This is a genomic window from Pseudomonas sp. KCJK9111 (assembly GCF_046231935.1).
GTDB classification, from domain to species: Bacteria; Pseudomonadota; Gammaproteobacteria; order Pseudomonadales; family Pseudomonadaceae; genus Aquipseudomonas; species Aquipseudomonas parafulva_B.
The window spans coordinates 1-25813 of record NZ_JBJJMO010000016.1 but is presented as its reverse complement, the minus strand read 5'-3'; the positions used below and the strand labels follow the sequence as shown (position 1 = coordinate 25813).

24 protein-coding genes are annotated in these 25813 nt (G+C 64.8%); 5 read left to right on the top strand and 19 right to left on the bottom strand.

Going from position 1 to position 25813, the window contains the following annotated elements:
- Positions 1 to 16: 16 nt before the first annotated feature.
- The 3 genes from ACK59L_RS08550 to ACK59L_RS08540 are packed head-to-tail and all read right to left on the bottom strand — an operon-like array spanning position 17 to position 3408.
- The gene (locus ACK59L_RS08550; protein ID WP_100850770.1) at positions 17 to 1366 is read right to left on the bottom strand and encodes an MmgE/PrpD family protein; all 1350 of its coding nucleotides are present in this window, start codon (positions 1364 to 1366) and stop codon (positions 17 to 19) included.
- Between the two features lie 14 nt (positions 1367 to 1380).
- On the bottom strand, positions 1381 to 2544 hold the full coding sequence (locus ACK59L_RS08545; protein ID WP_409272991.1) for an acyl-CoA dehydrogenase family protein: 1164 nt from the start codon (positions 2542 to 2544) through the stop codon (positions 1381 to 1383).
- A gap of 30 nt (positions 2545 to 2574) precedes the next feature.
- On the bottom strand, positions 2575 to 3408 hold the full coding sequence (locus ACK59L_RS08540) for a MaoC family dehydratase N-terminal domain-containing protein (protein ID WP_144967773.1): 834 nt from the start codon (positions 3406 to 3408) through the stop codon (positions 2575 to 2577).
- Between the two features lie 169 nt (positions 3409 to 3577).
- Here ACK59L_RS08540 and ACK59L_RS08535 point away from each other — a divergent pair, with 169 nt between their 5' ends.
- Entirely contained in the window at positions 3578 to 4465 is an 888-nt protein-coding gene (locus tag ACK59L_RS08535; protein ID WP_078477960.1) for a LysR substrate-binding domain-containing protein, read from the top strand.
- A 184-nt stretch (positions 4466 to 4649) separates the two neighbouring features.
- On the opposite strand, the gene ACK59L_RS08530 is transcribed toward ACK59L_RS08535, so the two are convergent.
- The 7 genes from ACK59L_RS08530 to ACK59L_RS08500 form a co-directional block, all read right to left on the bottom strand.
- Positions 4650 to 7043: a TonB-dependent siderophore receptor gene (locus ACK59L_RS08530; protein WP_409272988.1), complete on the bottom strand. Its 2394-nt coding sequence runs from the start codon at positions 7041 to 7043 to the stop codon at positions 4650 to 4652.
- A gap of 121 nt (positions 7044 to 7164) precedes the next feature.
- A complete protein-coding gene (locus tag ACK59L_RS08525) occupies positions 7165 to 9108 on the bottom strand; it encodes a response regulator (protein WP_409272986.1) in 1944 nt (647 codons plus the stop codon).
- Positions 9105 to 9947, bottom strand: a complete 843-nt coding sequence (locus tag ACK59L_RS08520; RefSeq protein ID WP_409272984.1) for a sensor histidine kinase — start codon at positions 9945 to 9947, stop codon at positions 9105 to 9107. Before ACK59L_RS08520 ends, ACK59L_RS08525 begins: the two co-directional genes overlap by 4 nt.
- Positions 9940 to 10953 carry an ATP-binding protein gene (locus tag ACK59L_RS08515; RefSeq protein WP_409273040.1) on the bottom strand — a complete coding sequence of 338 codons (1014 nt, stop codon included), beginning with the start codon at positions 10951 to 10953 and terminating at the stop codon, positions 9940 to 9942. Before ACK59L_RS08515 ends, ACK59L_RS08520 begins: the two co-directional genes overlap by 8 nt.
- Positions 10950 to 11354 carry an anti-sigma regulatory factor gene (locus tag ACK59L_RS08510; RefSeq protein WP_058603627.1) on the bottom strand — a complete coding sequence of 135 codons (405 nt, stop codon included), beginning with the start codon at positions 11352 to 11354 and terminating at the stop codon, positions 10950 to 10952. The genes ACK59L_RS08515 and ACK59L_RS08510 overlap by 4 nt, the downstream gene beginning before the upstream one ends.
- The gene (locus ACK59L_RS08505) at positions 11351 to 11713 is read right to left on the bottom strand and encodes an STAS domain-containing protein (protein WP_023534539.1); all 363 of its coding nucleotides are present in this window, start codon (positions 11711 to 11713) and stop codon (positions 11351 to 11353) included. The genes ACK59L_RS08510 and ACK59L_RS08505 overlap by 4 nt, the downstream gene beginning before the upstream one ends.
- A gap of 3 nt (positions 11714 to 11716) precedes the next feature.
- Positions 11717 to 12568 carry an STAS domain-containing protein gene (locus tag ACK59L_RS08500; RefSeq protein WP_196136115.1) on the bottom strand — a complete coding sequence of 284 codons (852 nt, stop codon included), beginning with the start codon at positions 12566 to 12568 and terminating at the stop codon, positions 11717 to 11719.
- A 305-nt stretch (positions 12569 to 12873) separates the two neighbouring features.
- Here ACK59L_RS08500 and ACK59L_RS08495 point away from each other — a divergent pair, with 305 nt between their 5' ends.
- Entirely contained in the window at positions 12874 to 13353 is a 480-nt protein-coding gene (locus tag ACK59L_RS08495; RefSeq protein ID WP_409272981.1) for a hypothetical protein, read from the top strand.
- Positions 13354 to 13420: 67 nt separating this feature from the next.
- On the opposite strand, the gene ACK59L_RS08490 is transcribed toward ACK59L_RS08495, so the two are convergent.
- From ACK59L_RS08490 to ACK59L_RS08450, 9 genes are all read right to left on the bottom strand, one after another.
- A complete protein-coding gene (locus tag ACK59L_RS08490) occupies positions 13421 to 14245 on the bottom strand; it encodes a hypothetical protein (RefSeq protein ID WP_409272979.1) in 825 nt (274 codons plus the stop codon).
- A 258-nt stretch (positions 14246 to 14503) separates the two neighbouring features.
- Positions 14504 to 15895: a GABA permease gene (gene gabP, locus ACK59L_RS08485; RefSeq protein ID WP_182140117.1), complete on the bottom strand. Its 1392-nt coding sequence runs from the start codon at positions 15893 to 15895 to the stop codon at positions 14504 to 14506.
- Positions 15896 to 16243: 348 nt separating this feature from the next.
- Positions 16244 to 17005 (bottom strand): ABC transporter ATP-binding protein, encoded by a 762-nt coding sequence (locus ACK59L_RS08480; protein ID WP_409272977.1) that lies wholly within the window; start codon positions 17003 to 17005, stop codon positions 16244 to 16246.
- Entirely contained in the window at positions 17002 to 18063 is a 1062-nt protein-coding gene (locus ACK59L_RS08475; RefSeq protein WP_409272975.1) for a FecCD family ABC transporter permease, read from the bottom strand. Before ACK59L_RS08475 ends, ACK59L_RS08480 begins: the two co-directional genes overlap by 4 nt.
- On the bottom strand, positions 18060 to 19175 hold the full coding sequence (locus ACK59L_RS08470; protein ID WP_409272973.1) for an ABC transporter substrate-binding protein: 1116 nt from the start codon (positions 19173 to 19175) through the stop codon (positions 18060 to 18062). The genes ACK59L_RS08475 and ACK59L_RS08470 overlap by 4 nt, the downstream gene beginning before the upstream one ends.
- 128 nt (positions 19176 to 19303) lie before the next feature.
- Complete coding sequence (locus ACK59L_RS08465; RefSeq protein ID WP_196136108.1) at positions 19304 to 20314, bottom strand: NAD(P)-dependent alcohol dehydrogenase; 1011 nt, start codon at positions 20312 to 20314, stop codon at positions 19304 to 19306.
- A gap of 48 nt (positions 20315 to 20362) precedes the next feature.
- On the bottom strand, positions 20363 to 20953 hold the full coding sequence (locus ACK59L_RS08460; protein ID WP_409272971.1) for an HAD family hydrolase: 591 nt from the start codon (positions 20951 to 20953) through the stop codon (positions 20363 to 20365).
- The gene (gene tesB / locus ACK59L_RS08455; RefSeq protein WP_100850760.1) at positions 20950 to 21819 is read right to left on the bottom strand and encodes an acyl-CoA thioesterase II; all 870 of its coding nucleotides are present in this window, start codon (positions 21817 to 21819) and stop codon (positions 20950 to 20952) included. The genes ACK59L_RS08460 and tesB overlap by 4 nt, the downstream gene beginning before the upstream one ends.
- Before the next feature lie 141 nt (positions 21820 to 21960).
- Positions 21961 to 22533, bottom strand: coding sequence for a GNAT family N-acetyltransferase (locus tag ACK59L_RS08450; protein ID WP_100850759.1), 573 nt, complete (start codon positions 22531 to 22533; stop codon positions 21961 to 21963).
- 181 nt (positions 22534 to 22714) lie between these two features.
- Between ACK59L_RS08450 and ACK59L_RS08445 the strand changes: the two genes are divergently transcribed.
- The 3 genes from ACK59L_RS08445 to ACK59L_RS08435 all read left to right on the top strand — a co-directional run.
- A complete protein-coding gene (locus ACK59L_RS08445) occupies positions 22715 to 23401 on the top strand; it encodes a histidine phosphatase family protein (protein WP_196136106.1) in 687 nt (228 codons plus the stop codon).
- Positions 23402 to 23512: 111 nt separating this feature from the next.
- Positions 23513 to 24427, top strand: coding sequence for a histone deacetylase (locus ACK59L_RS08440; RefSeq protein ID WP_058638431.1), 915 nt, complete (start codon positions 23513 to 23515; stop codon positions 24425 to 24427).
- A 148-nt stretch (positions 24428 to 24575) separates the two neighbouring features.
- A partial coding sequence (locus ACK59L_RS08435) for a TIGR03862 family flavoprotein (RefSeq protein ID WP_409272969.1) occupies positions 24576 to 25813 on the top strand: 1238 nt, incomplete at its 3' end.

The following is a 25813-nucleotide window of genomic DNA, read 5'->3' as shown; positions in this document are numbered from 1 at the left end:
AGGTCCTGTGCGCAAGTTATGGCAGGTCGGCCAGCGAGCGGGTATCGCGCAGCTGCCAGACACGTTGAATCAAGGCACGGCCGTCGGCCGCACTGCGCTGCCCGGCGTAGGCCAGCAGGCGCTGGAACTTGTCCTCCAGTTCCGCGCGGGACAAGGTGTTGCCGGGGTCGCCCTTGGGTTCGTCGATGGCGGCGGTGAAGTGGCGCCCGTCCGTGCAGCGCACCTCCACCCGGCCCAGCCAGCGCGCCGGGTAGGCCGCATCCACTTCCGGGTCCAGCTGCATGCGCACCTTGTCGCGGAACGCGGCCACGTCCGGGTCGCTCAGGGCCAGGTCCCGGAATGTCAGCAACTGCGCGCTGCCATGCACGGCAATCAGGCCGAGCACCGTGCCCATGGAGAACTTGGCCTGGTGCACGCTGGTGGGTACTTTCACCCGGCCCAGCACATCGATAGCGCCTTGGTGCACGTGGGCGATCACGTCGGCGATGTCGCCGTGGCGCAGCCCTTCGCGCTGCATCAGTTCGAGCAAGGCATCGGCCGCCGGGTGGGTGTGGCGGCACGAGGCGTGGAACTTGAACGAGGTTTCGGCCAATGCCCAGCGGCTGCCCAGGCGGTCCGACAGGCGCGCCGGGTCGGCGTCGCTGGACATGCCGGCAGCCAGGCCCTGGTCGCCTTCCAGAATATTGCGCGCCCCGCTCAGGCCATCGGCGGTCAGGTAGGCCGCCAGCAGCCCGTCGGCAGCGGCCTTGGCGGTGTGCAGCTGTTTCGAATCGGCCGCATCGCGCAAGAACTCCCACAGCCCGGCTGCCTGCGTGCCGGCACTGCCCAGCACATGGATGAACTGGGCCTGGTCGAAGTCCATCAGCTTGCCCACCGCCACGGCGGCCGCCAGGGTGCCGACGGTGGCGGTGGTGTGGAAGATGCGGTAGTGCGAGCGGCCCATGAATTCGCCGATGCGAATGCCGGCCTCATAGCCGGCCACGGCGGCCAGCAGCAGGTCCGGCCCTGACTTGTCCAGGTCCTGCGCGGCGGCCAGGGCAGCGGAGAACACCACCGTGGCCGGGTGCAGCACCGAGCTGTTGTGCAAATCGTCCTGCTCCACCAGGTGGGACGCTGCGCCATTGACCAGCGCGGCGAAATACGGCGAGGTGCCACGGCCGGTGCTCATCAATCGGGCTTTACCGGCAGGGGGCCCCATGCGCTCGGCGTAACGCTCGAACAGCGGCACCGGGTGCGCGCCCTGGCTGGCCAGGGCCGAGCCGAGCCAGTCGAGGAACAGGTCTTCGGTACGCGCCAGCACGGCGGGCGGGATGTCCTGGTAGCGCAGGTCGGCCAGGAAGGTGGCCAGTGCTTGGGTATCACGCATGGGCATGGCCTCCTTCAGAAGCTGCGCGGCAGCTCGAGCAGGTGCTCGGCCACGTACGACAGGATCAGGTTGGTGGAAATCGGCGCCACCTGGTACAGGCGGGTCTCGCGGAATTTGCGCTCCACGTCGTACTCGTTGGCAAAGCCGAAGCCGCCGTGGGTTTGCAGACAGGCGTTGGCCGCCTCCCACGAGGCCTTGGCGGCCAGGTACTTGGCCATGTTTGCGGCAGCACCGGCGTTGGCGCCGCTGTCGTACTCGGCGCAGGCCCGCCAGCGCATCAGGTCGGCCGCCTCCAGCTCGATGTGGGCTTCGGCGATGGGAAATTGCACACCCTGGTTCTGGCCGATCGGGCGGCCGAACACTACGCGGTCGCGGGCGTACTGGCTGGCCTTTTCGACGAACCAGCGCCCGTCCCCGATGCACTCGGCAGCGATCAGCGTACGCTCGGCGTTCAAGCCGTCGAGGATGTAGCGAAACCCCTTGCCCTCCTCGCCGATCAGGCTGCTGGCCGGAATGCGCAGGTTGTCGAAGAACAGCTCGTTGGTTTCGTGGTTGACCATGTTGGCGATCGGCTGCACGGTCAGGCCGTTGCCAATGGCCGTGCGCAGGTCCACCAGGAAGATGGACATGCCTTCAGACTTGCGCGTGACCTGCGCCAGCGGCGTGGTACGTGCCAGCAGGATCATCAGGTCCGAATGCTGGATGCGCGAGATCCACACTTTCTGCCCGTTGATCACGTAATCGTCGCCCTCGCGCACGGCCGTGGTCTTGAGCTGCGTAGTGTCGGTGCCGGTGGTCGGCTCGGTCACGCCCATCGATTGCAGGCGCAGCTCGCCGCTGGCCAGCTTGGGCAGGTAATGACTTTTCTGCTCCTCGCTGCCGTGGCGCAGCAAGGTGAACATGTTGTACATCTGCCCGTGGATGGTGCCGGAGTTGCCACCGCAGTGGTTCACTTCCTCGAGTATCACCGACGCCTCGGCCAGGCCCAGCCCTGAACCGCCATAGGCCTCGGGGATCATCGCCGACAGCCAGCCGGCGTCGGTCATGGCCTTGACGAAGTCTTCGGGGAAGGCCTTCTGCTCGTCCAGGGTGCGCCAGTATTCGGCCGGAAATTCGGCGCACAAGGCGCGCACGCCTTCGCGGATGGCGTTGAGGTCATCGCTGTCGTAGCTGTGCATGGCAGGCTTCTCTACGGTGCTGAAAAGGGGTCAGTCGAAGGTGACGTCGGCGCTTTGCGCCACGCCGGCGGCATTGCCAGCCCACAGGCGCGCCTGGCCTGGGCCGTCGAGGCAGCCGCTGAGTTCGAAGGGCGTGGGCAGGGTCAGCGGGCGCAGGCTGCGGTAGCTGTAGCGGCGCAGGCGGGCACCGGGGTTGGCGCGCAGAAAAGCCCGCAGGTTGAGCGTGGCGATCAGCGGGCCGTGCACCACCAGGTCCGGGTAGCCTTCGGTGGCGGTGACATAGGGGTAGTCGTAATGGATGCGGTGGCCGTTGAAGGTGACCGCCGAATAGCGAAACAGCAAGGTCGCGGTGGGCGTGACGGTTTCGCCCCAGGTGCCGGTTTCACAAGGCTCGCCCGTGCTCGCCTTGGGCGGGGTCGGCTCGCGGTAGACGATGTCCTGCTCTTCACGGATGCACAGCTGGTCGTGCTGGGTGTAGTCATGGCGCACGGTCACGAACAGCAAGGCGCCGCTGCGGCCGTGTTTCTCCTCGATGTGCAGGATGGTCGAGGTACGCTGCGCCTCGCCGCCGACCACCAGCGGGGCGATGAACTCGACCCGGCCACCGGCCCACATGCGGTTGCGCCCATCGGCCGGCGGCAAAAAGCCCCCGCGTGCCGGGTGCCCGTCGGTGCCCAGTTGCGCTTCGGGCACAGGGTCTTGAAAGAAGCACCAGGTCCACAGCGGCGGCAATGCCTCGCCGTGGGCCGGGGCGGTCTCGCCGAACGTCGCCGCGATGCGCTGCACCAGGTTGCGGCTGAGCACATCCCAGGCTTGCTCGGTGCGGCCGAGCCACGGGCTGTAATCAAAGGGCGGAGTGGGCATGGGTGGGCCTCTGGAATTGTTGTTATGGCAGGCCACTTGCGGGCGCGTCATCGACGCTGCGCAGGCGACAGGGACGATCATGCGACCCTGTCGCGCATTCTGTGAATTTGCATTTCCATAACCCGGCGTTCATAAATACCGAACGCCTTCCCGACTCCAGGACTTGCCCATGCACTTCGATCTGGCTGATTTGCGCCTGTTCATCCACATCGGCGAATCCCCCAGCCTGACCCAGGGCGCCCGCCGCGCGCACCTGTCCCCGGCCGCCGCCAGTGCGCGCATCAAGGCACTCGAAGCGCAGCTCGACACCCGCCTGCTGTACCGCGACAGCCGCGGCGTCGAACTGACCCCGGCCGGGCACACGCTGTTGACCCACGCACGCCTGGTGATGCGCCAGGTCGATTACCTGAAGGCGGAATTCACCCAGTTCGGCGGCGATTCGGCGGGGCATATCCGCATCTTTGCCAACACCACGGCGGTGACCGAGTTCCTGCCCGAGGTACTGGCAGGCTTTCTGGCGCAACGGCCGGGGGTCACGGTCGACCTGCAGGAACGCCTGTCCCGCGACATCGTGCGAGGCGTGCTCGATGGCAGCACCGACATGGGCATCATCGCCGGCCCTGTGGAGGCCAGCGGCCTGCAGGTGATGCACTTCAGCACCGACCGGCTGGTGCTGATCGTGCCCGCCGGCCACGAACTGGCCAGCCGCCGCCAGGTGACGTTGAAACAGACCTTGGCCTACCAGCACATCGGGCTGCACGACGGCAGCACCCTGCTGACCTTTCTGCGCGACCAGGTCGAGCGCATGGGTGAAACCCTGGCCCTGCGTATCCAGCTTTCGGGCTTCGAGGCCATCTGTCGCATGGTCGAGGCCGGTGTGGGCATCGGCATCATTCCCGAGTCGTCCGCATCGCGTCACAGCCACACCATGAACCTGGTGACCATCGCCCTGGACGAACCCTGGGCCGAGCGCGAACGCAGCATCCTGGTCCGGGAACTGGAAGCCCTGCCGGGAACGGTGCGCGCATTGATCAAGACGTTGATGCCTGGGAAGTAGGCAAGCCATCCCGCACAGTGTCGCCCCCTGTTGGAGCGGCCTCGTGCCGCGATGGGCCGCGCAGCGGCCCTAGGATTGCAGCCCAGTATCAGATCCCAAGGCCTACCGCGCTGCCCATAACGGCCAACGCGCACAGGCTATCCATTGCAGCCACAAAGCCACCGCAACTCCCCCCAATAATCGCTTACCAGCTATAACTCACCCGCGCCGTCACCTCACGCCCAGGGTTGTAATAATCGGCCGTCCCCGAGCCCACCACGTGCTGTTCATCGAACAGGTTGCTCACGTTCACCGCAAGGTCAGTGCCCTTGGCAATCTTGTACTTGAAGGCCGCGTCGAACAACGTGGTGCCATCGGTCTTCTTGGTGTTGGCCGCATCCATGTAGTAAGCCCCCACGTACCGGGCACCCAGCCCGACACTCACGTCGGTCGCCGGAATATCGTAGTACGTCCACAGCGAAGCCGAATGCTTGGGCGCGGTGGCGAAGGCGTTGCCCTTGAGCGAAGAGCCGTCATACAGCGACCCGCGCTTCACGTCGGTGTCCATGTACGAATAAGCGCCAATCACGCTGATATCAGCCGTCACCTGAGCTTTGGCTTCCAGGTCCAGGCCGCGTGCGTGAGACTCACCGACGGTTTGCTGTTCGATGATGCCGCTGGGTAGGACTACAGCAATAGTGACGTTTTCCTGGGTCAGGTCGTACACCGCAGCGGAGAACATCGCGTCCATGCCGATGGGCGAGTACTTGACGCCCACTTCGTACTGCTTGCCGGTTTGCGGGGTCACGCCCACCTGGGGTGGGGACACCGACTCCACCATGCTCACGTACGTCGACACTTCGTCATTGACAATGTAGGTGAGCGCAGCGCGATACGAGGTCTCCGACAAATCGTCGCTCTGCTTGGCCGCCCCGCCCACGTACTCGGTGCTGGACAAGTCCATGGAGTCGTTGCGCACGCCAGCGGTGGCGATGACGCGGTCGTAGAACGACAGGTTCTGCTGCATGAACACGGCCTTGGTGGTCACGTCCTGCTTCTTGCGGCTGTAGGGCTCGATGCCACGCGGCACGCCGGTGAACACCGGGTTGGCGATGTCGATCGGGGTGGCCAGGCTGTAGACCGAGCGCTGCTTGGTCGAGGAGTCGAGGTACTCCACCCCCACCAGGGTGCTGCTGTCGATGTGCTCGAACTGCGCATCGTATTGCAGCATCAGGTTGCCGTTGAGCTGGTCGGCGTCGCTGTCGGTGCCGAACACATAGCGCGGGATGGTCGTGCCAACGCGCGAAGGGCTGTCGCTCAAGTAGGCGTAGCCGAAATCGTCGGTCAGTTCGCTGTAGCGCAGGTTGCCGCGCAATACGAAGCCGTTGTCGAAGTCGTGGGTGATATTGCCGGACAAGCTTGTGCGCTCCACATCGTGGAAGTTGTAGCCGGGCTCGCCGAAGAACTTGCTGCGGTCGTACTCCTTGTCCAGCGGGTAGCCACCGCTGTTGGGCGAGCTGTTGGTCTTCAGGTAGTCCAGCACCACGGTGGCCGAGGTGAAGTCGCTTGGTGCCCAGGTCAGCCCGCCCATCACCAGGCGGCTGTCGTCGCGGGAGTGGTCGTACTCACGGTCGCTGTCCTGCAGCTTGGCCGTGAAGCGCCCTGCCACTGTACCGCCTTCGTTGAGCACATCGCCCACGTCGATGCCAGTCTCGGCATGGTCGTACGAACCGTAGGTCACATAGCCCTGGCCGAAACGTTCGAACCGCGGCTGCTTGGTCACGAAGTTGACCGAGCCGCCCGGGTCGGCAGGACCGAACAGAGTGGAGTTGGCGCCGCGAATGATCTCGATACGCTCGTAGGCGTAAGGGTCTTCGCGCACGCCACGCATGGAGCTGAGCGTCAGGCCGTCGCGGTAGGTGGTGGCCTGAAAGCCGCGAATCTGGAAGTAGTCGTTACGGTCGTCCGACCCATAGAAGTCGCTGATCACCCCAGGGGTGTACTGCAGCGCCTCTTCGGTGGTGCTGACGCTGCGCTGTTCCATCTCCTTGCGGGTCACCACCGACACCGAAGCCGGGGTATTGAGGATGCTGGTGGCGACCTTGCCCCCTACCCACAGCTCCTTGGCCACGACCGAGTTGATGTCGTCGTCGGCGCTGGCCTTGACCTTGGCATTGACGATCACCGGGGCCAGGCGATAGTCCTCGGTGGCACCCAGCTCTAGGGGGCCGGTGGGCTTGGGCTGGGGCAGCAGCAGGTAGGCGTTGGGGCCTTGCTGTTCCGATTGCAGGTCACTGCCCTGCAACAGTGAAGACAGGGCCGCCGCGGTACCCAGCGAGCCCTGGACGCCCGGCGTCGTCTGGTTGGCCACGCTTTGCGCGTCGTACGACAGGCTGATGCCGGCTTCCCGGGCAAAACGATCGAGCGCTGGCGCCAGCGGGCCTGCCGGAATGTTCCACTGCTTGAGCGGGCTGCTGCTGTCAGTGGCCGCAGGCTGGGCCAGGGCTGGCAGGACATGGCTGCCTACCACCAGCCCGAGCAAGGCGCCACGCAGGGCTCGGTTCAAGGGGTGGCGCGGTGAAACCGGGGTAGAACTCATTCTCTCGCTCCGTAGCGTATCGGCGGGCGGCCTGTATTCCGGCCTTCCCTACCTGCCGAACGAGAATGAGAAAACACCTCATTTATTTTCAGATTAATTAACTTCGGTTGTAGGTTGCGTCCTACACCTTGCCGATGGCCTGCCTCACTTTGCCGAGCAGCTCACCCATGCGGAAGGGCTTGATCAGCATGTCCATGCCATCGCCGAGAAACGCCTGCCGGTCCAGCGCGGCGTCGGCATAGCCGGTCATGAACAGCACGGGCAGGTCGGGCCGGTAGCCACGGGCAAGGTCAGCCAGCTCCCGGCCGCTGAGCGTGGGCAGGCCAACGTCGGTCAGCATCAGGTCCAGGCTCGGGTCGTCGCGCAGGTATTCCAGCGCCTGGTCGGTGGTCGAGGCCAGTGTGCAGCGGTAGCCGGCATCGGCCAGCGCTTCGGCCACCGACAGCCGCACCGACGCCATGTCCTCGACGATCAGCACATGCTCGCCGTTTCCTTGCAGGTCGAGCCCACGCTCGCTCACCACGGGCACGGCTGCCTGTGCGCTGGCCGGCAGCATCAGCGCCACTTCAGTGCCCTGCCCCATCACGCTGCTGAGCATCACGTGGCCGCTGGACTGGCGGGCGAAGCCGTAGATGGTCGACAGCCCAAGGCCGGTGCCCTGACCGACGGGTTTGGTGGTGAAGAACGGGTCGAACACCTTGTCCAGCAACTCAGGTTCGATGCCGGTGCCGTTGTCGCGCACGCTGACCATCACATAGGGGCCGTCGGCCAGGTTGGGGTTTTCCTGGGACCAGGTGGCGGCCGTGTCGAGCCAGATCCGCCCGCCCTTGGGCAGTGCGTCGCGGGCGTTGATCACCAGGTTGAGCACCGCGCTTTCCAGCTGCACCGGGTCGACCAGGGCGATGACCGGTTGGGTGGAGAGGTTCAGGGTCAGCGTGATGCGCTCGCCAATGGTGCGGGTCAGCAGTTCTTCCAGCGAGCGCACGTGGCGGTTGACGTCCACCGGCCGGGTATCCAGTGGTTGCTGGCGAGCGAAGGCCAGCAACCGATGGGTCAGCGATGCCGCGCTATTGGCCGAGCTGAGCGCAGCTTCGGCATAACGCGGCACTTTGTCGATGCGTTGCTCGGACACCCGTTTGCAGATCAGCTCAAGGCTGGTGATGATGCCGGTCAGCAGGTTGTTGAAGTCGTGGGCGATGCCGCCGGTCAAGCTGCCCAGTGCCTCCATTTTTTGCAGTTGCACCAGCTGCGCCTCGGTGCGTTCGCGCACGGCCACTTCGTGGGCCAGCTGGCTGGTGGCGTCATCCAGCCGGGCCAGGTGCGAACGTTCGCGGTGACGGTGCTCGGTGATGTCCTCGACGAACACCAGGCACAAACCCGGCGCCTGATACGGCGAAAGCTGCCACTCGGTCTCGCGTACATGGCCATGCACCTGCATGCTCAAGGTGCCCTGCCAGCGCTCGCCGGCCATCAGGTGCTCGCGCAGGCTGGCCAGCGCCGCCTCCTGCCCCTCGGCAAAGCATTCATGCAGCTGCTCAGGGTGGCGATTGTCCTGGATCAGATAGCTGAAGGCCTGGTTGCATTCATGCACCTTCAGCTGGGCGTCCATCACGGCAATCGGCGCCGACACGCTGGTGAAGATTTCGCGAAAGCGCGCCTCGCTCTGGCGCAATGCGCGCTCGGTGTCGCGCACGCGCAGCAAGGTGCGCAGGGTAGCCAGCAGCACGTCCGGGTCGACGGGGTGAATCAGGTAGGCGTCGGCACCGGCGTTCAGCCCGGTGATGATGTCGCCACTCTGGATCGACGCGGCCGACACATGAATCACCGGCAGCAGGGCCGTACGTGGGTCCTGACGCAGCAGGCGGACAATGTCGAAGCCGCTCATGTCCGGCAGGTTCACGTCCAGGATCAAGGCGTCGACCTGGCTGTCGCGGATCAGCGCCAGGCCCTCGCCGCCCGTGCCGGCCTCCAGTACCTGGTACCCGTGCACCGCCAACCGTCTGCGCATGGCATAGCGGGTGGCAACGTTGTCATCGACGATCAGCAAGCGCACATCGGCATTCATTCAGCGCTCTCCGGAGCGAGGGCAAGCGGGATTACCACGAAGAAGCAGGAGCCGACGCCCGGCTCGCTCTCCACACCCACATGACCACCCAGCAGCTCGGCAAAGCGTTTGCACAGCGACAGGCCCAGGCCCGTACCGCGCAGGCGCTTTTGCAGCGGCGAGTCCACCTGGGCAAAGTCTTCGAACAGGGTGCCAAGCAGTTCCGGTGCGATGCCGATACCCGTATCGCTCACGGCAAAACGGATACCGTCGTCGCCTTCCAGGCAGGCGGAAATACGCACTTCGCCCTGGGAGGTGAACTTCAGGGCATTGGAAATGAAGTTGCGCAAAATCTGCGCCAGCTTCTTGTCATCGGTGTACAGCCGCGGCAGGTTCGCATGCTCTTCGAAGATGAGATCCACGGCCGAGGCATCGACGATGGGCCTGAACATGCCCCGCAGGGCGGCGAACAGGTCGAACATGTCGAACCAGGCCGGCGAAATGGTGATGCGGCCGGCTTCGATCTTGGCAAGGTCCAGCAGGTCGTCGACCATGTCGGACAGCTCGCGGGTAGCGGTGCTGATGAACGTGACCTGACGGTGCTGTTCGGCCGACAACGGCCCGTCGAGCTCGTCGGTCAGCAGGCCGGTGATGCTCAAGATCGAGCCCAGCGGCGTGCGAAATTCATGGCTCATGTACGACAGGAAGCGGCTCTTGAGGTCCGAGGCCTGGCGCAGGTGCTCGGCCTGGGTATCGAGCTCGGCATACAGCGCCAGCACGCCCTGGTTGGTTTCATCCAGCTCGGCGCGCAAGGCGTCGTTCTCGGCTTGCAGGCGGGCAATCATGGCAGCATCAGACATTGGGCAGCTCCAGGTCGATGACAAGTACGGTGACATCGTCCCGGCCTCGGCAAAAGTCGCGATGCAGCACGGCAGCGATCACGGCCGGATGGCGGTGCACCAGGCCAGGGTAATCCTTGAGGTTCCACCGGGACTGCAGGCCATCGCTGTACATGATCAACACATTTCCGTTCAGATCAGCGTAGTCGAACACTTGGGTTTTTCTGAATTGCCCGCCGACGATGCCGGGCATCGACGCCAGGCCTCGCGATTGGCTGCCATTGACCAGGCTCGCGCCGATGTTGCCAATGCCGGTGAAGCTCAGCCGTGCATTGCAGCCATCGTAGTGCGCCAGGGCCACGGCGCCACCGCGCGTGCCCGTCATCGCCTGATCCATGGCCAAAATTTGCTGCTGCGCCTTGGCGAACGGTGCCTGTGCAAACACTGCCGCACCCGCCTGGGCTGCCGCTTCGGCTTCGCTGCCATGCCCCAGCCCGTCGATCACCAGGGCGCTCACGTGCTGCCCGTCGAAGGCCAGGTGCCAGGTGTCGCCGCAGGCCGGGTCGCCATTGAGGGCATGCTGGCTGACGCCGAAGCGCAGGTCAGTGCCTGGGTCACCCTGGGCATACAACCGCGCCAGGACCACAGCTCCCCGGGTATCGGCATAAACGTCGAAGACTTGAGCCTGGCGGGCAATGGCACCCATGCCAATGCCTTGGGTGCCTGCTGACGAATAGCCGTCGGCCAGGCAGGCTTGGGCATCGAACCCTTGGGCGCGATCGAGGGTGAGCACCTCGATGCCAAACCTGCCGTCACCGCGCGGCAGCGCCCGCAGATGCAGCTCGCCATGCCCGGCATGCTTGAGCACGTTGGTGCACAGTTCGGTCACCACCAGCGCGACACGTCCGGCGTCCGTCTCGTCATGCCCGTGGGCCTGTGCGAGCTTTTGCGCGATCCGTCGAGCGTGGCCAACGTCACTGGCATCAGCCAACGGTACGACGCAGGTCTGGCTCGCAGCGATGCTCACGCCCATCGAGTGATCGTCACGCGGGTGCCCTGGCCAGGCGCGGTGTCCAACTCGAACTCATCCACCAGGCGCCGTGCCCCGGTCAGGCCCAGGCCCATGCCACCGCCCGAGGTCCAGCCGTCGGTCAACGCCAGGCCGATGTCAGGAATGCCAGGGCCTTCGTCACGAAAATGCAGGCGCAGGCCCACCCGACCGAAGTCCTCCAGCACCTGCCAGTCCATATCGCCGCCACGGCCATAGACCACGGTGTTGCGGGCCAGCTCGCTGACGGCGGTGACCAGCTTGGTCAGGTCGACCAGGCGCATACCGCACTCGCCCGCCAGCTTGCGGGCCAATTGGCGGGCAAGGACCACATCCTGCTCGATGCGCACCGGCAGGCTACCGCTGTCGCGCACATTCATTTGCGGGCCACACGCTGACGCAGTACTTGCATACCGCGTTCCACATTCAAGGCCGTACTCACGCCAGGCAACGTCAGGCCCAGCTCCACCAGGGTGATGGCCACGGCCGGCTGCATGCCGACCACCATGGTCTCGGCGTCCATGATGCGCGACAGGCCCGAGATGCTGGCGATCATGCGTCCAATGAACGAGTCGACCATGTCCAGCGCCGAGATGTCGATGAGTACGCCACGGGCGGAGGTGCTGCTGATGCGGTCGGTCAGGTCTTCCTGCAGGGTGAGGGCCAGTTGGTCATGCATGTCCACCTGGATGGTCACCAGCAGAAATTCCCCCATCTGCAGGATCGGGATACGCTCCATGGCTTAGGCTCGCTGGCCGAGGTCGCTGCCCACGCGGGTCAGGGCCAGCTTCAGGGCATCGGCCAGGTTGGCCTTGGTGGTCAGGGTGCCAAGGTCCAGGCCCAGGTGCACGATGGTCTGGGCGATCTGCGGGCGGATGCCGCTGATGATGCAATCGGCGCCCATCAGGCGAATGGCCGTCACGGTCTTGAGCAGGTGCTGAGCCACCAGGGTGTCCACGGTGGGCACGCCCGTGATGTCGATGATGGCGATTTCCGAGCCGGTGTCGACGATGCGCTGCAGCAGCGACTCCATGACGGTCTGGCTGCGCTGGGAGTCCAGGGTGCCGATCAGTGGCAATGCCAGCACACCGTCCCACAGCTTGACCACGGGTGTGGACAGCTCCAGCAGTTCTTCCTGCTGGCGGCGGATGACGTTTTCACGGCTCGCCTGGTACGTGCGCATGGTGTGCATGCCCATGCTGTCGAGCAGCTCGGATACGCGCCAGAGTTCCTCGGCAAGCGTGGCCGGGTCGGCGCTGTAGAGCGATTGCAGCAAGGCGAACAACGGACGCTTGAGGGCGTAGATGAAGTACACGGTCTGGTGGGAGTCATGGCCCATCTGCGCGCGCGATGAAGACAGCTTTTCAAGGAACCGGCGCACGGCCTCCCAATCGGCGGCTGCCAGGTTGGCGCCACCTTGGCCCTTGAAGCCTTGGACCAGCAGTTGCAGAAACTCGCGGGTTTCCTGGGCCAGCACCTGCTCCTTGACATTGCGCGTGGCACCGTTGGCTTCCAGGCCTGCCAACCATTGGGTCAGCAATTGGTCCTGGTTGTTTTCTACCGCGTCCAACGTACTGCTTTGCAGTGCTGCCATGTATCTGAGCTCCTGTGGTGAAAGCGGGCACCTTCACACTATGACCGGGGGTTTTGTGAGTGACAGTTACTGGCCGGAATAGTTGTCCGGGCGGCGCATTTAATTGCATTAGGCCATCGGATGGTAGCCCATTGCTCAAAGAAATTTGGCAGGTTGGATCAAGGGCAGGTGGGCTCGCCGTGAGCACCCGTCCAAGCGTGGGTAGCCCCCGTCCCATTACGGGATCTCCAGTAGCGTCCACGGGCCTTGAAACCATTGCTGACGGCGGCACTCAATAGGGGCTATCCAACAGAAGGAACTGATGCATGAACACGACTCGCCTGATCCTGCCCCTGCTTGCCAGCCTCGCTGGCGCGGCCCACGCTCACGCTGAGAACCTCGATCAAGCCGAGGCCCGCACGCGTATCGGTCAGGTCCTGACGTGCAAGCGCGCGGTCTCACCCGAGCAGTTCGATGCACTGGTCAAGGCGGCCAAGGGCCAGGCCACCGTCCAGGCGTCGGAGCTGTCGGACGCTGAGTATTCGCTGCCTCAGCCAGTGGAGATCTATGGCCAACCGATCACGCAGCTGACGGCACATGCTGCCAGTGACGGCGAAGGGGACTTCAACGAGTTTTCGGGGGTATTCAAGGGCCAGCGCGTCGAGGACATCGCAAGGCTGAGCGGCATCGGCAAGGATGACCTGGGGCATTACACCCAGGCAGTTGGCAACCACGATTTGTCGTTACGGGGCGAGTCGGGCAGTACCTACATTGCCTGCACGCAAGACAAGCGCCCGGCGCAGTAGGCTGATCGCCTCGCCACTCAGCGCATGGCGAGGTGCCAGCCAACAAAGGCTGGCATTCCCGCCTGCCCTAGTACAGAGGTGTGCAGCCCATGGACGTTATCTTCATTGGCACCACGTAACGCGCAAAGTCACTGGTGTTGACCGAAGGCGGCTTGCGCCCCAGGTCGACGGCACCTTGCGGCTCCAGCCACGCTTCACACTTGATGGACTCACCAAGGTCAGTCTGCCGTCTGAGGGCAGTGGCCCGCATCTGGGCGCCATAGGCCGGGTCGCTGAACACCACCGGTGCCGGCGCTGGCGTTGTCCTGAGGGCGTAGTCCTCACTTTTACCCTGTCCCAAAAACCCAAGGGTGACAAACGGCGTGCCTGCCTTGTCATAGCGCGGGATGACGCCCACCCGCGTTTTGAACTGCTTCTGCGCGGCCAATTGGCCAATGACCCGGCGGGTGAGTGAATCCCAGTACGGGTGGTGGGAGCCCTCCAGTTCGCCGACAGGGGCTGCGCGGTCGTAGGGTTTCCCAATCGCCTTGAGGTCCTGCTGCCTGGCCAGGTAGCGAATCCTGCAACTGCGGTCGATCTTGGTTGCGAGCGGTTTGCCAGACTTGGCGCTGTAGAACAAGGCAGCGGTGCATTCGGCATCGAACCTGCCGCCCAGGTAGAGGAACTCGCCACTGCTCGAGGGCAGGGTGGCAATCAAGTCCAGCCCACCCTCACTGCCAGCTCCGCCGGCGATTCCGGTGGCCATGGCTGCAGGCATCATCGATGTCAGTGAGCTGACCGTGTCGTCGGAAAAACGAATCTTGGTGCGACCGTCGGGCATCTGCTCGGTCGTGACGCAGCCGGCCAGGGCCATGGTGGCCAGCATGGGCAGGAGGAATCTACACAGGGGCATGGGGGACGTATCCTTACTCTGGAAAATCGAAGCAGGCGCAGTGAGAAAAGCGCCTCACATCCGTGTCGTTGACCGCGACGCCCAGGCGGGCGAGGCGCGATTTTCCATCATTCGATAGGGGGATGCCAGTATGTATGCTCGGTCGATTTGGCCGGGCCATTGGATGCGTAGGCGGGCGGTACGGCCCCAGCACCATGAGCCGCGAAGCTGAAAACCCTGAAGCCGCATCGCAGCCTCAAGGCTCCAGCAAAGCTCATCTCAACCCAACGACCGCGCCCCCACCGGCTGCGCATGACCGCGTGTCGTCACGATGCCCAGGAAGGAAATCATGATCGCAAGCCCCAGCGTGGCGCTCACCTCCGCCCGGTGCTCGGGCGTGTACATCATCACCGCCAAGGCCAGGGCAATGAAGATGATTACCGCCCAGGTCAACCAGGGGAACAGCCACATGCGGAACTTGAGCTCGGTGTTCTCCCGCTCAAGACGGCGGCGCATGCGCAGCTGGGAGATGGCGATGACCATGTACACCAGCAGCGCGATGGCACCTGAGCTTGCCAGCAGGAACTCGAACACGCCCTTGGGTGCGAAGTAGTTGAGCACGGCGATGGACGCACCGATCAGGGTGCTGCCGAACACCGCAGCGCGTGGTACGCCGACCTTGGACGTCTGCTTGAGCATTGCCGGCGCATCGCCGCGCTTGGCCAGCGAGTACATCATGCGCGAGGCGATGTAGATCGAGGAGTTCATGCAGCTGGTGACCGCCACCAGCACCACCAGGTCGACCAGCAAGGCTGCGTTGGGGATGTTCATGATTTCCAGTGCACGCTGGTAGGAGCCCACCACAGCCAGTTGCGGATCGTTCCACGGCACCACGGAAATGATCACGAAGATGGAGAGGATGTAGAAGGTGCTGATGCGCCAGATCACCGAGCGGGTGGCCTTGGCGATGTTGCGCGACGGGTCGCTGGACTCGGACGCTGCGATGGTCACCGCCTCAGTGCCGATGAAGCTGAACATCACAGTGATGAACGCCCCCACCACCGCGGCCCAGCCCTTGGGCGCGAAACCACCGTGATCGGCCATCAACCCACTCAGGCCGCTGACTTCGCGGTTGGGTAGCCATCCCATCAGCGCCGCGAACCCGAGGCTGATGAAGGCAAGAATCGCGGTCACCTTGAGGATGGCGAACCAGAACTCGAACTCACCGTACTTGGCCACGCTGAACAGGTTGGTACCTGCCAGCAGCAACACCGACGCCAGGGCGAATATCCAGCTGTCTATCTGCGGGAACCAGGCATTGAGCACATGCCCTGCCGCGAGGGCTTCGATGGGGATGACCAGCACCCAGAACCACCAGTACAACCAGCCGATGGTGTAGCCGGCCCAGCGGCCGATGGCCTGGTCGGCGTAGGTGGAGAAGGAACCGGTATCGGGGTGCGCGACGGCCATTTCGCCGAGCATGCGCATGACCAGGACGACCAAGGTCCCGGCCACGAAATAGGAGATTATGGTAGCCGGGCCGGCTGCCGCAATGGCATGGCCCGAGCCGACGAAAAGTCCGGCGCCGATGATGCCGGCGATGGACAGCATCGTTACATGACGTGGCTTGAAACCTTGTGCAAGGTTGCCATCAGATCCCACGGTGTTCATTGATGTTGTTCTCTTTTTGCTGACACAAGGATGGACGGGCAGGGGTAGGCGAAAATAGCTCCTTGAAGGGTTCAGGTCGACAGGTTGCTTGCGCTCTGTTGTTGATCTTTGCAGCGCATCACAAGGCAACGTGCCGGTGGGGGTCGGGCTTCATTTAAGCCCCGCAGGGAGGAGGGAAATTACACGAGAACGCCCCGGAACTGTTCGATCACGACAGCGCTTTTGTGCAAGCGACAAATGTCGCGATTGGCATGCCCGAACGCGCCATGCACGCCAATGGCGCTTGGGTTTTTCATTCGAGTGTGTTGCACCCGCTGCCTGTCCAGCAGGCAGCAGGCAGCGCGGGCATCAGCTCAGTGCGTGGTCGACCAGCACCTGCAGCCGCCCCTGAGAACAGCGTTCGACCCGCGCCTGGACGCCATACACCTGCGCTAGCAGGTCAGGCACCAACACATCCTGCGGCGTACCACTGGCCACCACCCTGCCCTCGCGCAGCACCACCAGCCAGTCGGCATGGCTGGCGGCCAGGTTGATGTCGTGCAGCACCGCCACTGCCAACAGGCGATGCACCTGCACCCGCTCACGCACGGCATCCATCACCCGCAATTGATAATGCAGGTCCAGCGCGCTGGTGGGCTCGTCGAGCAGTAGCACCTGCGGGTTGCGCGCCAGCAACTGGGCCAGCGCCACCAATTGCCGCTGCCCGCCGGACAAGCTGTCCAGCGAGCACTGGGCCAGATGCTCGATACCCAGCTGGCGCAGGGCCGCAAAGGCCTGGCCCAGCAGATCGTCCGCACTGCCTACGCGAAGTGCCGCCATGATGCTTTCCAGCACACCGAGGGCAATGCCGGGGGGCAACTGCTGGGGCATGTAGGCCAGCCGTCGTGAACGGTCGGCAAAGGCCAGCCGGGTCACGTCCTGGCCATCCAGGCGCAGGCCGCCGCGCATGCGCTCGAGCCCTGCCAGGGCCCTGAGCAGCGTGGACTTGCCTGCTCCATTGGGCCCCACCAGCGCCACCAGGCTGCCTTCGGGCAGGGCCGGCAGGCTGACCTCGTGCAGGATCTGCCGCGCACCGTAGGCGACCGAAACCTTGTCGATCACCAGGCTCACAGCTTTCTCCCCCGCCGGAACACCAGCGTCACGAAAATCGGCACCCCCACCAGGGCGGTGACGATGCCGACCGGCACAATCACGCCTGGCATGATCAGCTTGCTGGCAATGGAGGACAGCGACAGCATCAGGGCGCCCACCAGCGCGCTGGCCGGCAGCAGGAACCGCTGGTCCTCACCTACCAGCAGGCGCGCTATGTGCGGCCCGACCAGGCCGACGAAGCCGATGGTGCCGACGAATGCCACGGCGGTTGCCGACAACAGGCTGATGCGCAGCAGCGAGGCAAAGCGCAGCCGCCGGGTGTCCACGCCGAAGCTGCGCGCCCGGTCCTCGCCCATGCGCAGCAGCGTCATCGCAGGTGCTGCGCGCAGCGAAAACGGCAACACCAGCGCCACGACCAGCGCCAGCATGCCGAGCTTGTTCCAATCGGCCCGGGCCAGGCTGCCCAGGGTCCAGAACACCAGTTGCTGCAGCACGTCCTCGGTGGCCAGCAGTTGCAACAGCGACACCAGGGCATTGCAGCTGAACACCAGGGCGATGCCGAACAGCACCAGGCTCTCCACGCCCGCCCCGCGAAGCCGCGACATGGCCTGCAACAGCACCACCGACAGGCAGGCGAAGACGAAGGCCATCACCGTCACCTGCACCCCCGCCGTCATCCAGGCGATGCTGAGCGGGTAGGCGATGGCAAGCGAAGCCCCCAGTGCCGCTGACGAAGACACTCCCAGGGTAAAGGGGCTGGCCAGCGGGTTGTCGAGGATCGCCTGCATCTCGGCCCCTGCCAGCGACAGTGCCGTGCCCACCAGCACGGCCATCAGCGCGTACGGCAGGCGAACGTTCCAGACAATCACCCGCTCCGTGGCGCTGAGGGTGGTCGGGTCGAACAGGCCTTGCACCAGTCGCCCCAAGCTCATGCCCGACGCACCGCTGGCCAGGTCGCTCAAGACCGAAACCAGCAACAGCACGGCCAGCCCGGCCACCAGCCCGGTACGCCGCCACAGCAGCCGACGGTAATGCCAGACGGCCTGCTGCACGCCTGGCAGCGCTTGTGCGGTCACTGGGCGTCGACCCAGTATTGACCGTCCAGCCCTACCTTGAGCATGCGGTTGATCTCGGCCATGGTCGCTTGCGGGTCAATGGCCTTGAACCGCTCCGGATGCACCCAGCGCGCCATCGCTTCAATTGCCAGGATGTTGAACGGCGAGTTGTAGAAGTCATGCCACAAGCCATGGGCCTGGCCGGCCTGGATGGGTCGCAAGGGGGCGAATTCCGGGCGGGCCGTGATCTTCGCCAGGCTGTCCCGGGCCGTTTTTTCGGACACCCCGGCACCCAGCAGCACGCCGGGGGCGCGGTTGCCGGTGGCGATGTAGACGTCCGGGTCGGCTTGCAGCACGTACTCGACGCTGACATCGCCCAGCGCACCGGGCACCACGTCGGCGCCAATGTTATGGCCACCCACCGCCTGGACCACACTGCCCAAACCGCTTTTGCCAGTGGTATGGCCGGGCGCTTGCCACACCCCGGCCAGCAATTCGAGAAACACCTTGGGCCGCTCGCTGTCCTTGATGCCGGCCACGCCCGCTTGCACCCGCTCCAGGTGACGGTCGTACAGGTCAAGATACTGCTGCGCCTGCTGTTCACGGCCCAGCAGCGTACCCAGCGCTTGCATGCTGACGTGGGTGTTGCGCATGGGGTGCACGCGAAAATCGATGAACAATACTGGCACGCCGGCCTTGGCCAGCAAGTCGGCCACCGGGCTGTGCTGGGTCGGGCCTTCGCCGGCGATGCTGAAAATAGCCAGGTCCGGCTTGAGCGACAGGATCTGCTCGGCGCTCACGCTCTGCTCGGATGCCTGCCCGATCAAGGGCAGCTTGGCGATCTGCGGGTAGTGCTGGGCGTAGACCTCGTAGGTGTGCGGGTCCAGCAAGCGCATGTCGTTCTGCCAGCCCACCACGCGCTGGAACGGGTTGTCCCGGTCGAGCAGCGCCAGGGCGAAGAACAAACGCCCCTCGCCCAGCACGACCCTCTGCGGGGCGTGGTCAAGCTCGACGGTACGCCCCAGCACATCGGTGACTTGCAGGGCGTGGGCGGTATGGGTAAAGCCGAGGCAGGACGCCAACAGCAACAAGGCCGGCAGCAGGCGCTGCCGCAAACGGGGGAACAGGCACATCGGGGCGTCCTCTTGAAGAGAGAATCAGTCGCAACGGAGCCGGGCATTCTAGCCAGCCACCTGTGCGCCCGATGTGCGCGAATGTATTGGCCTGCTCGCCAGCCATTACATCCCGTTACCCCAAGGCGTTACCAGGTCAGGCAGATCTTGCCGAAATGGCGGTTGCTTTCCTGATAGCGAAACGCCTCGACGATCTGTTCGAGTTCGAAGTGCTTGTCCACCACCGGGCGCAGGCCGTTGGCCTCGATGGCCCGGACCATGGCCTGTTGCTGGGCACGGCTGCCCACCAGGACACCCTGCAAGCGGATCTGCCGCACCAGTGCCTGCACCAGCGGCAGTTGCCCCGCTACACCGGTCAGAATACCGATCAGCGACACATGGCCCCCGATGCGCGCCGCAATCATCGACTGCTCCAAAGTGGCCGGCCCGCCCACTTCGATCACATGGTCCACCCCACGGTTGTCGGTCAGCTCACGCACCTTTTCGCCCCAGGCCGGCGTGCGCGTGTAGTTGATCACGTGGTCGGCGCCCAAGGCTTTGAGCCGCTCGAGCTTGGCATCGCTGGAAGAAGTGGCGATCACCGACGCGCCGGCCAGCTTGGCGAACTGCAGGGCGAAGATCGAAACCCCGCCGGTGCCCTGCACCAGCACCGTGTCACCGGGCTTGAGGTGATCGTCGCTCATCAGCGCGCGCCAGGCCGTCAGCCCGGCAGTGGTCAAGGTCGCCGCCTCGGCGTGGCTGAAGCCCTTGGGCGCGCGGGTGAACGCCGTGGCCAGCGCGGTCACATGGCCACGGGCATAACCGTCCAGGCCATCGCCCGGCACCCGGGCAAAGCCCTCGACATTGGCCTGCCCATCCAGCCAGTCAGGGAAGAAGGTGCTGACCACGCTGTCACCGACCTTGAAGTCGCTGACACCGCTGCCCACGGCTACGACCTCGCCAGCACCGTCGGCCATCGGGATGCGCCGTTCGGCCGGGCCCCACATGCCGCTGACCACGGCAAAGTCATGGTAATTGAGGGAGCTGGCATGCAAGCGCACGGTGATTTCACCCACGCCTGGGGCAGTGGCTTCACAGGTACCGACCTCGACCTTGTCGTAGCCGCCGCCGGGTTGAACGTAGATCGCCTTGCTGCTCATGGTCGGGTGCTCCATCTGTAAAAAGGAAAGTGGCCGGCGAGCGTCGGTTCAGCCCAGCATACGCTTCAAGGCATCACAGTCGGGCGCATGTCGGTCGGCAAGGCCTGGCCAGGCGTCGTGCGGCTGGTTCACCAGCACCGTGCCTGCACCGGCGGCTCGCCCGCAGTCGAGGTCGAAGCGGTGGTCGCCCACCATCACCATCGCCTGCGGCGCGACGCCCCAGGCACCGGCGATCTTGAGCAGCCCATCGGGGCTGGGCTTGGGCTGCGCTTCATCACGCCCAAGAATGTGCGCCACCGGAAAACAGTCGGCAAGGCCAATGGCCTCGAGCGTGATGTGCGCCAGTTCGCGGGCATTGCGGGTGAGGATGCCCAGCTGGCAACCACGGCTGGCCAGCTCACGAACCAACTCCACCGCCCCTTGGGCGGCTCTGGAGGCAAACGCCAGATGACGCTCGTGCTCCAGCAGCCAGGCATGCTTGGCGGCGGCTTCGTCGGTGGGCAAGGCCGCCAGGTGCGCCAGGATGTCATCCTTGGGCGGGATGCCCAGCTTCACACGGATAGCGGCAAAATCATGCGCGGCCACGGTCAGGGTGCCGTCCATGTCGAACACCCAGTGGCGCACCTGGCCGAGGTTCATGCCCAGTCCTTGCGATGACGAATCAGGCCTTCCTGGCTGGACGAGGCAACCAGCTGGCCGGCCTGGTTGAAGATACTGCCCCGGCAGAAGCCACGGGCATTGCCTGCCCAAGGGCTGTCGGTGGCATACAGCAGCCATTGATCGGCGCGCAGATTGCCGTGGAACCACAAGGAGTGGTCCAGGCTTGCGATCTGCATGTCGCGCTGCCAGACCGACTTGCCATGGGGCAGCATCGAGGTGGTCAACAGCCCGAAATCAGAGGCGTAGGCCAGGATGTACTTGTGCAGCGCAGGGACGGCTGGCAGGTTGCCATCGGCGCGGAACCAGGCGTATTTCACCGGGTCGCCGGGCTTGGGGTTGAACGGGTCACGTTCGGTCACCGGGCGAATCTCGATGGGCTTGGCACACAGCACCTTGTCGCGGATGCGCTCAGGCAGCTGATCGGCCATGGCGCTGGCCAGTTCCACTTCGGTGGGCAGGTTTTCAGGGCCGACTACATCGGGCATCTGCGCCTGGTGGGTGAACCCTTCTTCGTCGTACTGGAACGACGCGCTGCAGGTGAAGATCGTCTTGCCCTTCTGAATCGCCGTGACGCGGCGGGTACTGAAACTGCCACCGTCGCGCACGCGGTCCACCGAATACACCACCGGCAGGCTGGCATCGCCCGGGCGCAGGAAGTAGCCGTGCAGCGAGTGCACATGGCGGGCATCCTCTACCGTCTGGCTGGCGGCCGACAAGGACTGGCCCAGCACCTGGCCGCCATACAGCTGGCGAAAACCCAGGTCCTGGCTGCGGCCGCGGAACAGGTTTTCTTCAATGGCTTCGAGGCTCAACAGGTCGACCAGGTCGTCCAACACATGACTCATCGGGGTTCTCCGTAGACGCAAGGCGTGCTCACAAGGCGCCGTGGGCCGGCGCTCGATTCAACCGGCGCAGCCCACGCATGAGCCGCACCGTCCAATAGCGCAAATGATACAGGGTTTGACACCGCCGGCCCCCCTGGCGGTTCACTCGGCCCGCAAGGTCTGCTCCCACCGCGAGCGATCGATCCGGTACAGCACATGCGGGCGCAGCGGATGGCCGAGGGCGACACGCGGGTGGTCGAAGCTGCCTGCCAGGTCCTGCTCCATGCCGATGGCTTGCATGACCTTCTGCGAGGGCAGGTTGAGGGTACTGGTGAAGGACACCACCTGCTCGACCTGCAACTGGGCGAACGCACAGCGCAAGCACGTCCAGGCCGCCTCACTGGCAAACCCAAGGCCCCAGTGCCGGCGTGCCAGGCGCCAGCCGATCTCGACCGCCGGGGCGAAGGGCGCGTCGAAATTGACGTTGAGCAGGCCCGTCATGCCGATGAACGCGCCACTGTCCTTGCGCTCCAGCGCCCACAGGCCAAACCCGTATTCATGAAAATGCCCGCGGATGCGGCCGATCAAGGCAGCCGCTTCCAGACGTGTGAGCGGCGCGGGGAAATACCGCATGACCTGGGGGTCGGCGCACAGGGCAGCGAACTCGCGCAGATCCTCGTCCTGCCATTGGCGCAGGATCAGCCGCGCGCTTTCCAGTTCCAGAATGGGGGTCATGGGGTTCGCTCCGTTTTGGCGTGATGCAGTGTACAGCGTAGGCGCAGGCACGGCGGGGCACCGGGTGACGGGTAGCCGAATGCATTTTTCACATGCGCTTCACCGGCTGGCAACACGTGGGTTAGCAAAATGCCGTCATCCCTGCCGCGCCCAGCGCGCGGTTTCCTTGTCGGAGCCACCCATGCTGTCGAGCAACACCCTGCCGCCCTACGCCTTGCATTCACCGCGCAAGCGATGGCTGCCGCGCCGCGCCGTGACCGTCGCCTTGAGCCTGAGCCTGGCCGTGGCGGCATCGACCTCCTGGTTTATGACGAGAACCTCCATCGTGGACCTTGGTAGCGAGCAACAACTCAGCAAAAGCGGCCTGCTCCAGGCCTGGGCCAACGGTGCGGTGATCGTCATGATCCGCCATGCCGAGCGCTGCGACAGCGCACCAGGGCCTTGCCTGGACGACCCAGCGGGCATCACGGTGGCCGGCAGCCAGGCTGCCGGGCGCGTGGGCGAAGGTCTCAAGCACCTGGGGCTGGCCGATGCCGACCTGTTAAGCAGCCCGAAGGTGCGCACCCAGCAGACGGCGCATTTCATTCTGGGGCAGCCGGTCGCCACGCGGGAATGGATCGGCCAGTGCGACGGCAGCTTCCCGGCCCAGGCGCTGGCCGCCAAACGCCCCGAACACAACCTGGTGCTGGTAACCCATAGCGGCTGCGTCGATCAATTCGCTCGTCAGCAGAACGTTGCCGGCGGCGAACGGGACAGCGGTTATGCCAGCGCCCTGTTCGTTTCCGTGGACGACAGCGGCAAGGCACGCATTCTGGGGCGCTTGAACGAGCCTGCATGGCAGCGCGTGCTGGCCAGTGCCGCACGGTGAAAGTGCCCACTGCATGGGCCGCCACCGGCTTGCAGTTGGCGCCAGCAAAGTTTTCCACAGCCGTAGGCCACTCATGGCAAGATCGAGGCTGTTCCCTGCTGTGGATAACCCATGTCGCTGCCGCTGATCTACCACGAAGACTACAGCCCAGAGTTTCCGCCGGACCATCGTTTTCCGATGGACAAGTTTCGTCTGCTGCACGATCACCTGATCGACAGCGGGTTGACCACTGACCAGGCGTTGCTGCGGCCCGACATCTGCCCCAATGACATTCTCGCGCTGGCCCACGATCGCCATTACATCGAGCGCTACATGCACGGCGAGCTGTCGCGCGAGGACCAGCGGCGCCTGGGCCTGCCGTGGAGCGAAGCGCTGGCGCGGCGCACCGTGCGCGCGGTCGGGGGGTCGCTGTTGACGGCCGAGATGGCCCTGCAACACGGGGTGGCCTGCCACCTTGCCGGGGGCACTCATCATGCCCACTACGACCACCCGGCCGGCTTCTGCATCTTCAATGACCTGGCCGTGATCAGCCGGTACCTGCTCGAAGCCGGTCGCGTGCACCGGGTGCTGATCTTCGATTGCGATGTCCATCAAGGGGACGGGACTGCGCGCATGCTTGAGGACACACCCGACGCCATTACCGTCTCCCTGCATTGCGAGCAGAACTTCCCGGCCCGCAAGGCACAAAGCGATTGGGACATTCCCCTGCCACGCGGCATGGGGGACGACGCTTACCTGCAAGTGGTGGATGAGGCGCTCAATTACCTGCTGCCGCTCTATCAGCCTGACCTGGTGCTGTACGACGCCGGAGTCGATGTTCACAAGGACGATGCCCTGGGTTATCTGCAAATCACCGATGCAGGGCTGGCCGCACGTGACGAGCGCGTGCTCGGCCAGTGCCTGGGGCGCGATATTCCGGTCATGGGTGTGATCGGGGGCGGCTATAGCAAGGACCGCAAAGCACTGGCCAAGCGCCACGGCGTGCTTCATCACACGGCAGCCAAAGTCTTGCGTTGTGCACAATGACTGTGGAACCGCTTGTGGATAACCTGAGCGAAACAGGCTGTAGCCCTTTGATGGCGCTGCTTGCGCGCTATTGATCATTTTTTGATCAGTGCTTGTGGGAGGCGTGCTGCGTTAGAATGCGCGTCTTTTCCACAGCCTGCAGCCGATCATGTCCGAAGTAAGTCACCCCGCCCTTCCTGTCGCCGCTGTCATCGGGGGCGGCCCTGCCGGCCTGATGGCGGCCGAAGCCCTGGCACAGGCCGGGCTTGCGGTGGAAGTGTTCGACGCCATGCCTTCAGTGGGTCGCAAGTTTCTGCTGGCGGGCGTGGGTGGCATGAACATCACCCATTCCGAGCCCTACCCTGCCTTTGCGGCGCGGTATGCCGAGCGCCAAGGCGAAGTTGATGGGCTGCTGCGCGATTTTGATGCCAACGCCTTGCGCCAGTGGATTCACGCGCTGGGCATTGCCACGTTCATAGGCAGCTCGGGCCGCGTGTTCCCCACCGACATGAAAGCCGCCCCGCTTTTACGCGCCTGGCTCAAACGCCTGCGTGAAGCCGGCGTGGTTATCCACACCCGTCATCGCTGGCTGGGCTGGAACGAGGACGGCGCGTTGCGGATTGCTTATCCACAGGGCGAGCGGCTGGTGCGGCCTGCGGTGGTAGTAATGGCGCTGGGTGGCGGCAGTTGGGCGCGATTAGGGTCTGATGGGCGCTGGCAAGCAACCCTGGCTGACCGGGCTGTGGATATCTCACCCCTACGACCGAGCAATTGCGGGTTCGAGGTGGCGGGCTGGAGCGCAGTGCTCATCGACAAGTTCGCAGGGGCGCCGGTCAAGAACATTGCGTTGAGCGTACCCGGCAGCACACCGCGCAAAGGCGAATTCATCCTGACCGCCCAGGGTGTGGAAGGCAGCCTGGTCTACGCCTGGTCGGCGCAGGTGCGCGCGGCCATCGAGCAGCATGGTAGCGGTGTGCTGGTACTGGACCTGCTACCGGACAAGCCTGTGGACAAAATTGCCCAGGCGCTGGCACGGCCGAGGGGCTCGCGGTCCATGGCCAAGCACTTGCAAGGGCAATTGGGCCTGGACGGAGTCAAGGCAGCGCTGCTGCGTGAGCTGACCGACCCGGCAACCTTCGCCGACCCGCCCTCCCTTGCTCGGGCGATCAAGGCCCTGCCGATCACGCTGGTGCGCACTCGCCCCCTGGACGAAGCGATCAGCAGTGCCGGCGGGGTCCGCTTCGAAAGCCTGGATGAGGGGCTGATGATAAAGCACATGCCAGGGGTGTTCTGTGCAGGCGAAATGCTGGACTGGGAAGCGCCAACAGGCGGTTACCTGCTGACTGCCTGCTTCGCCAGCGGGCTGCGCGCCGGGCGGGCAGCGGCGGCTTGGGTGGGGCGTCAGGG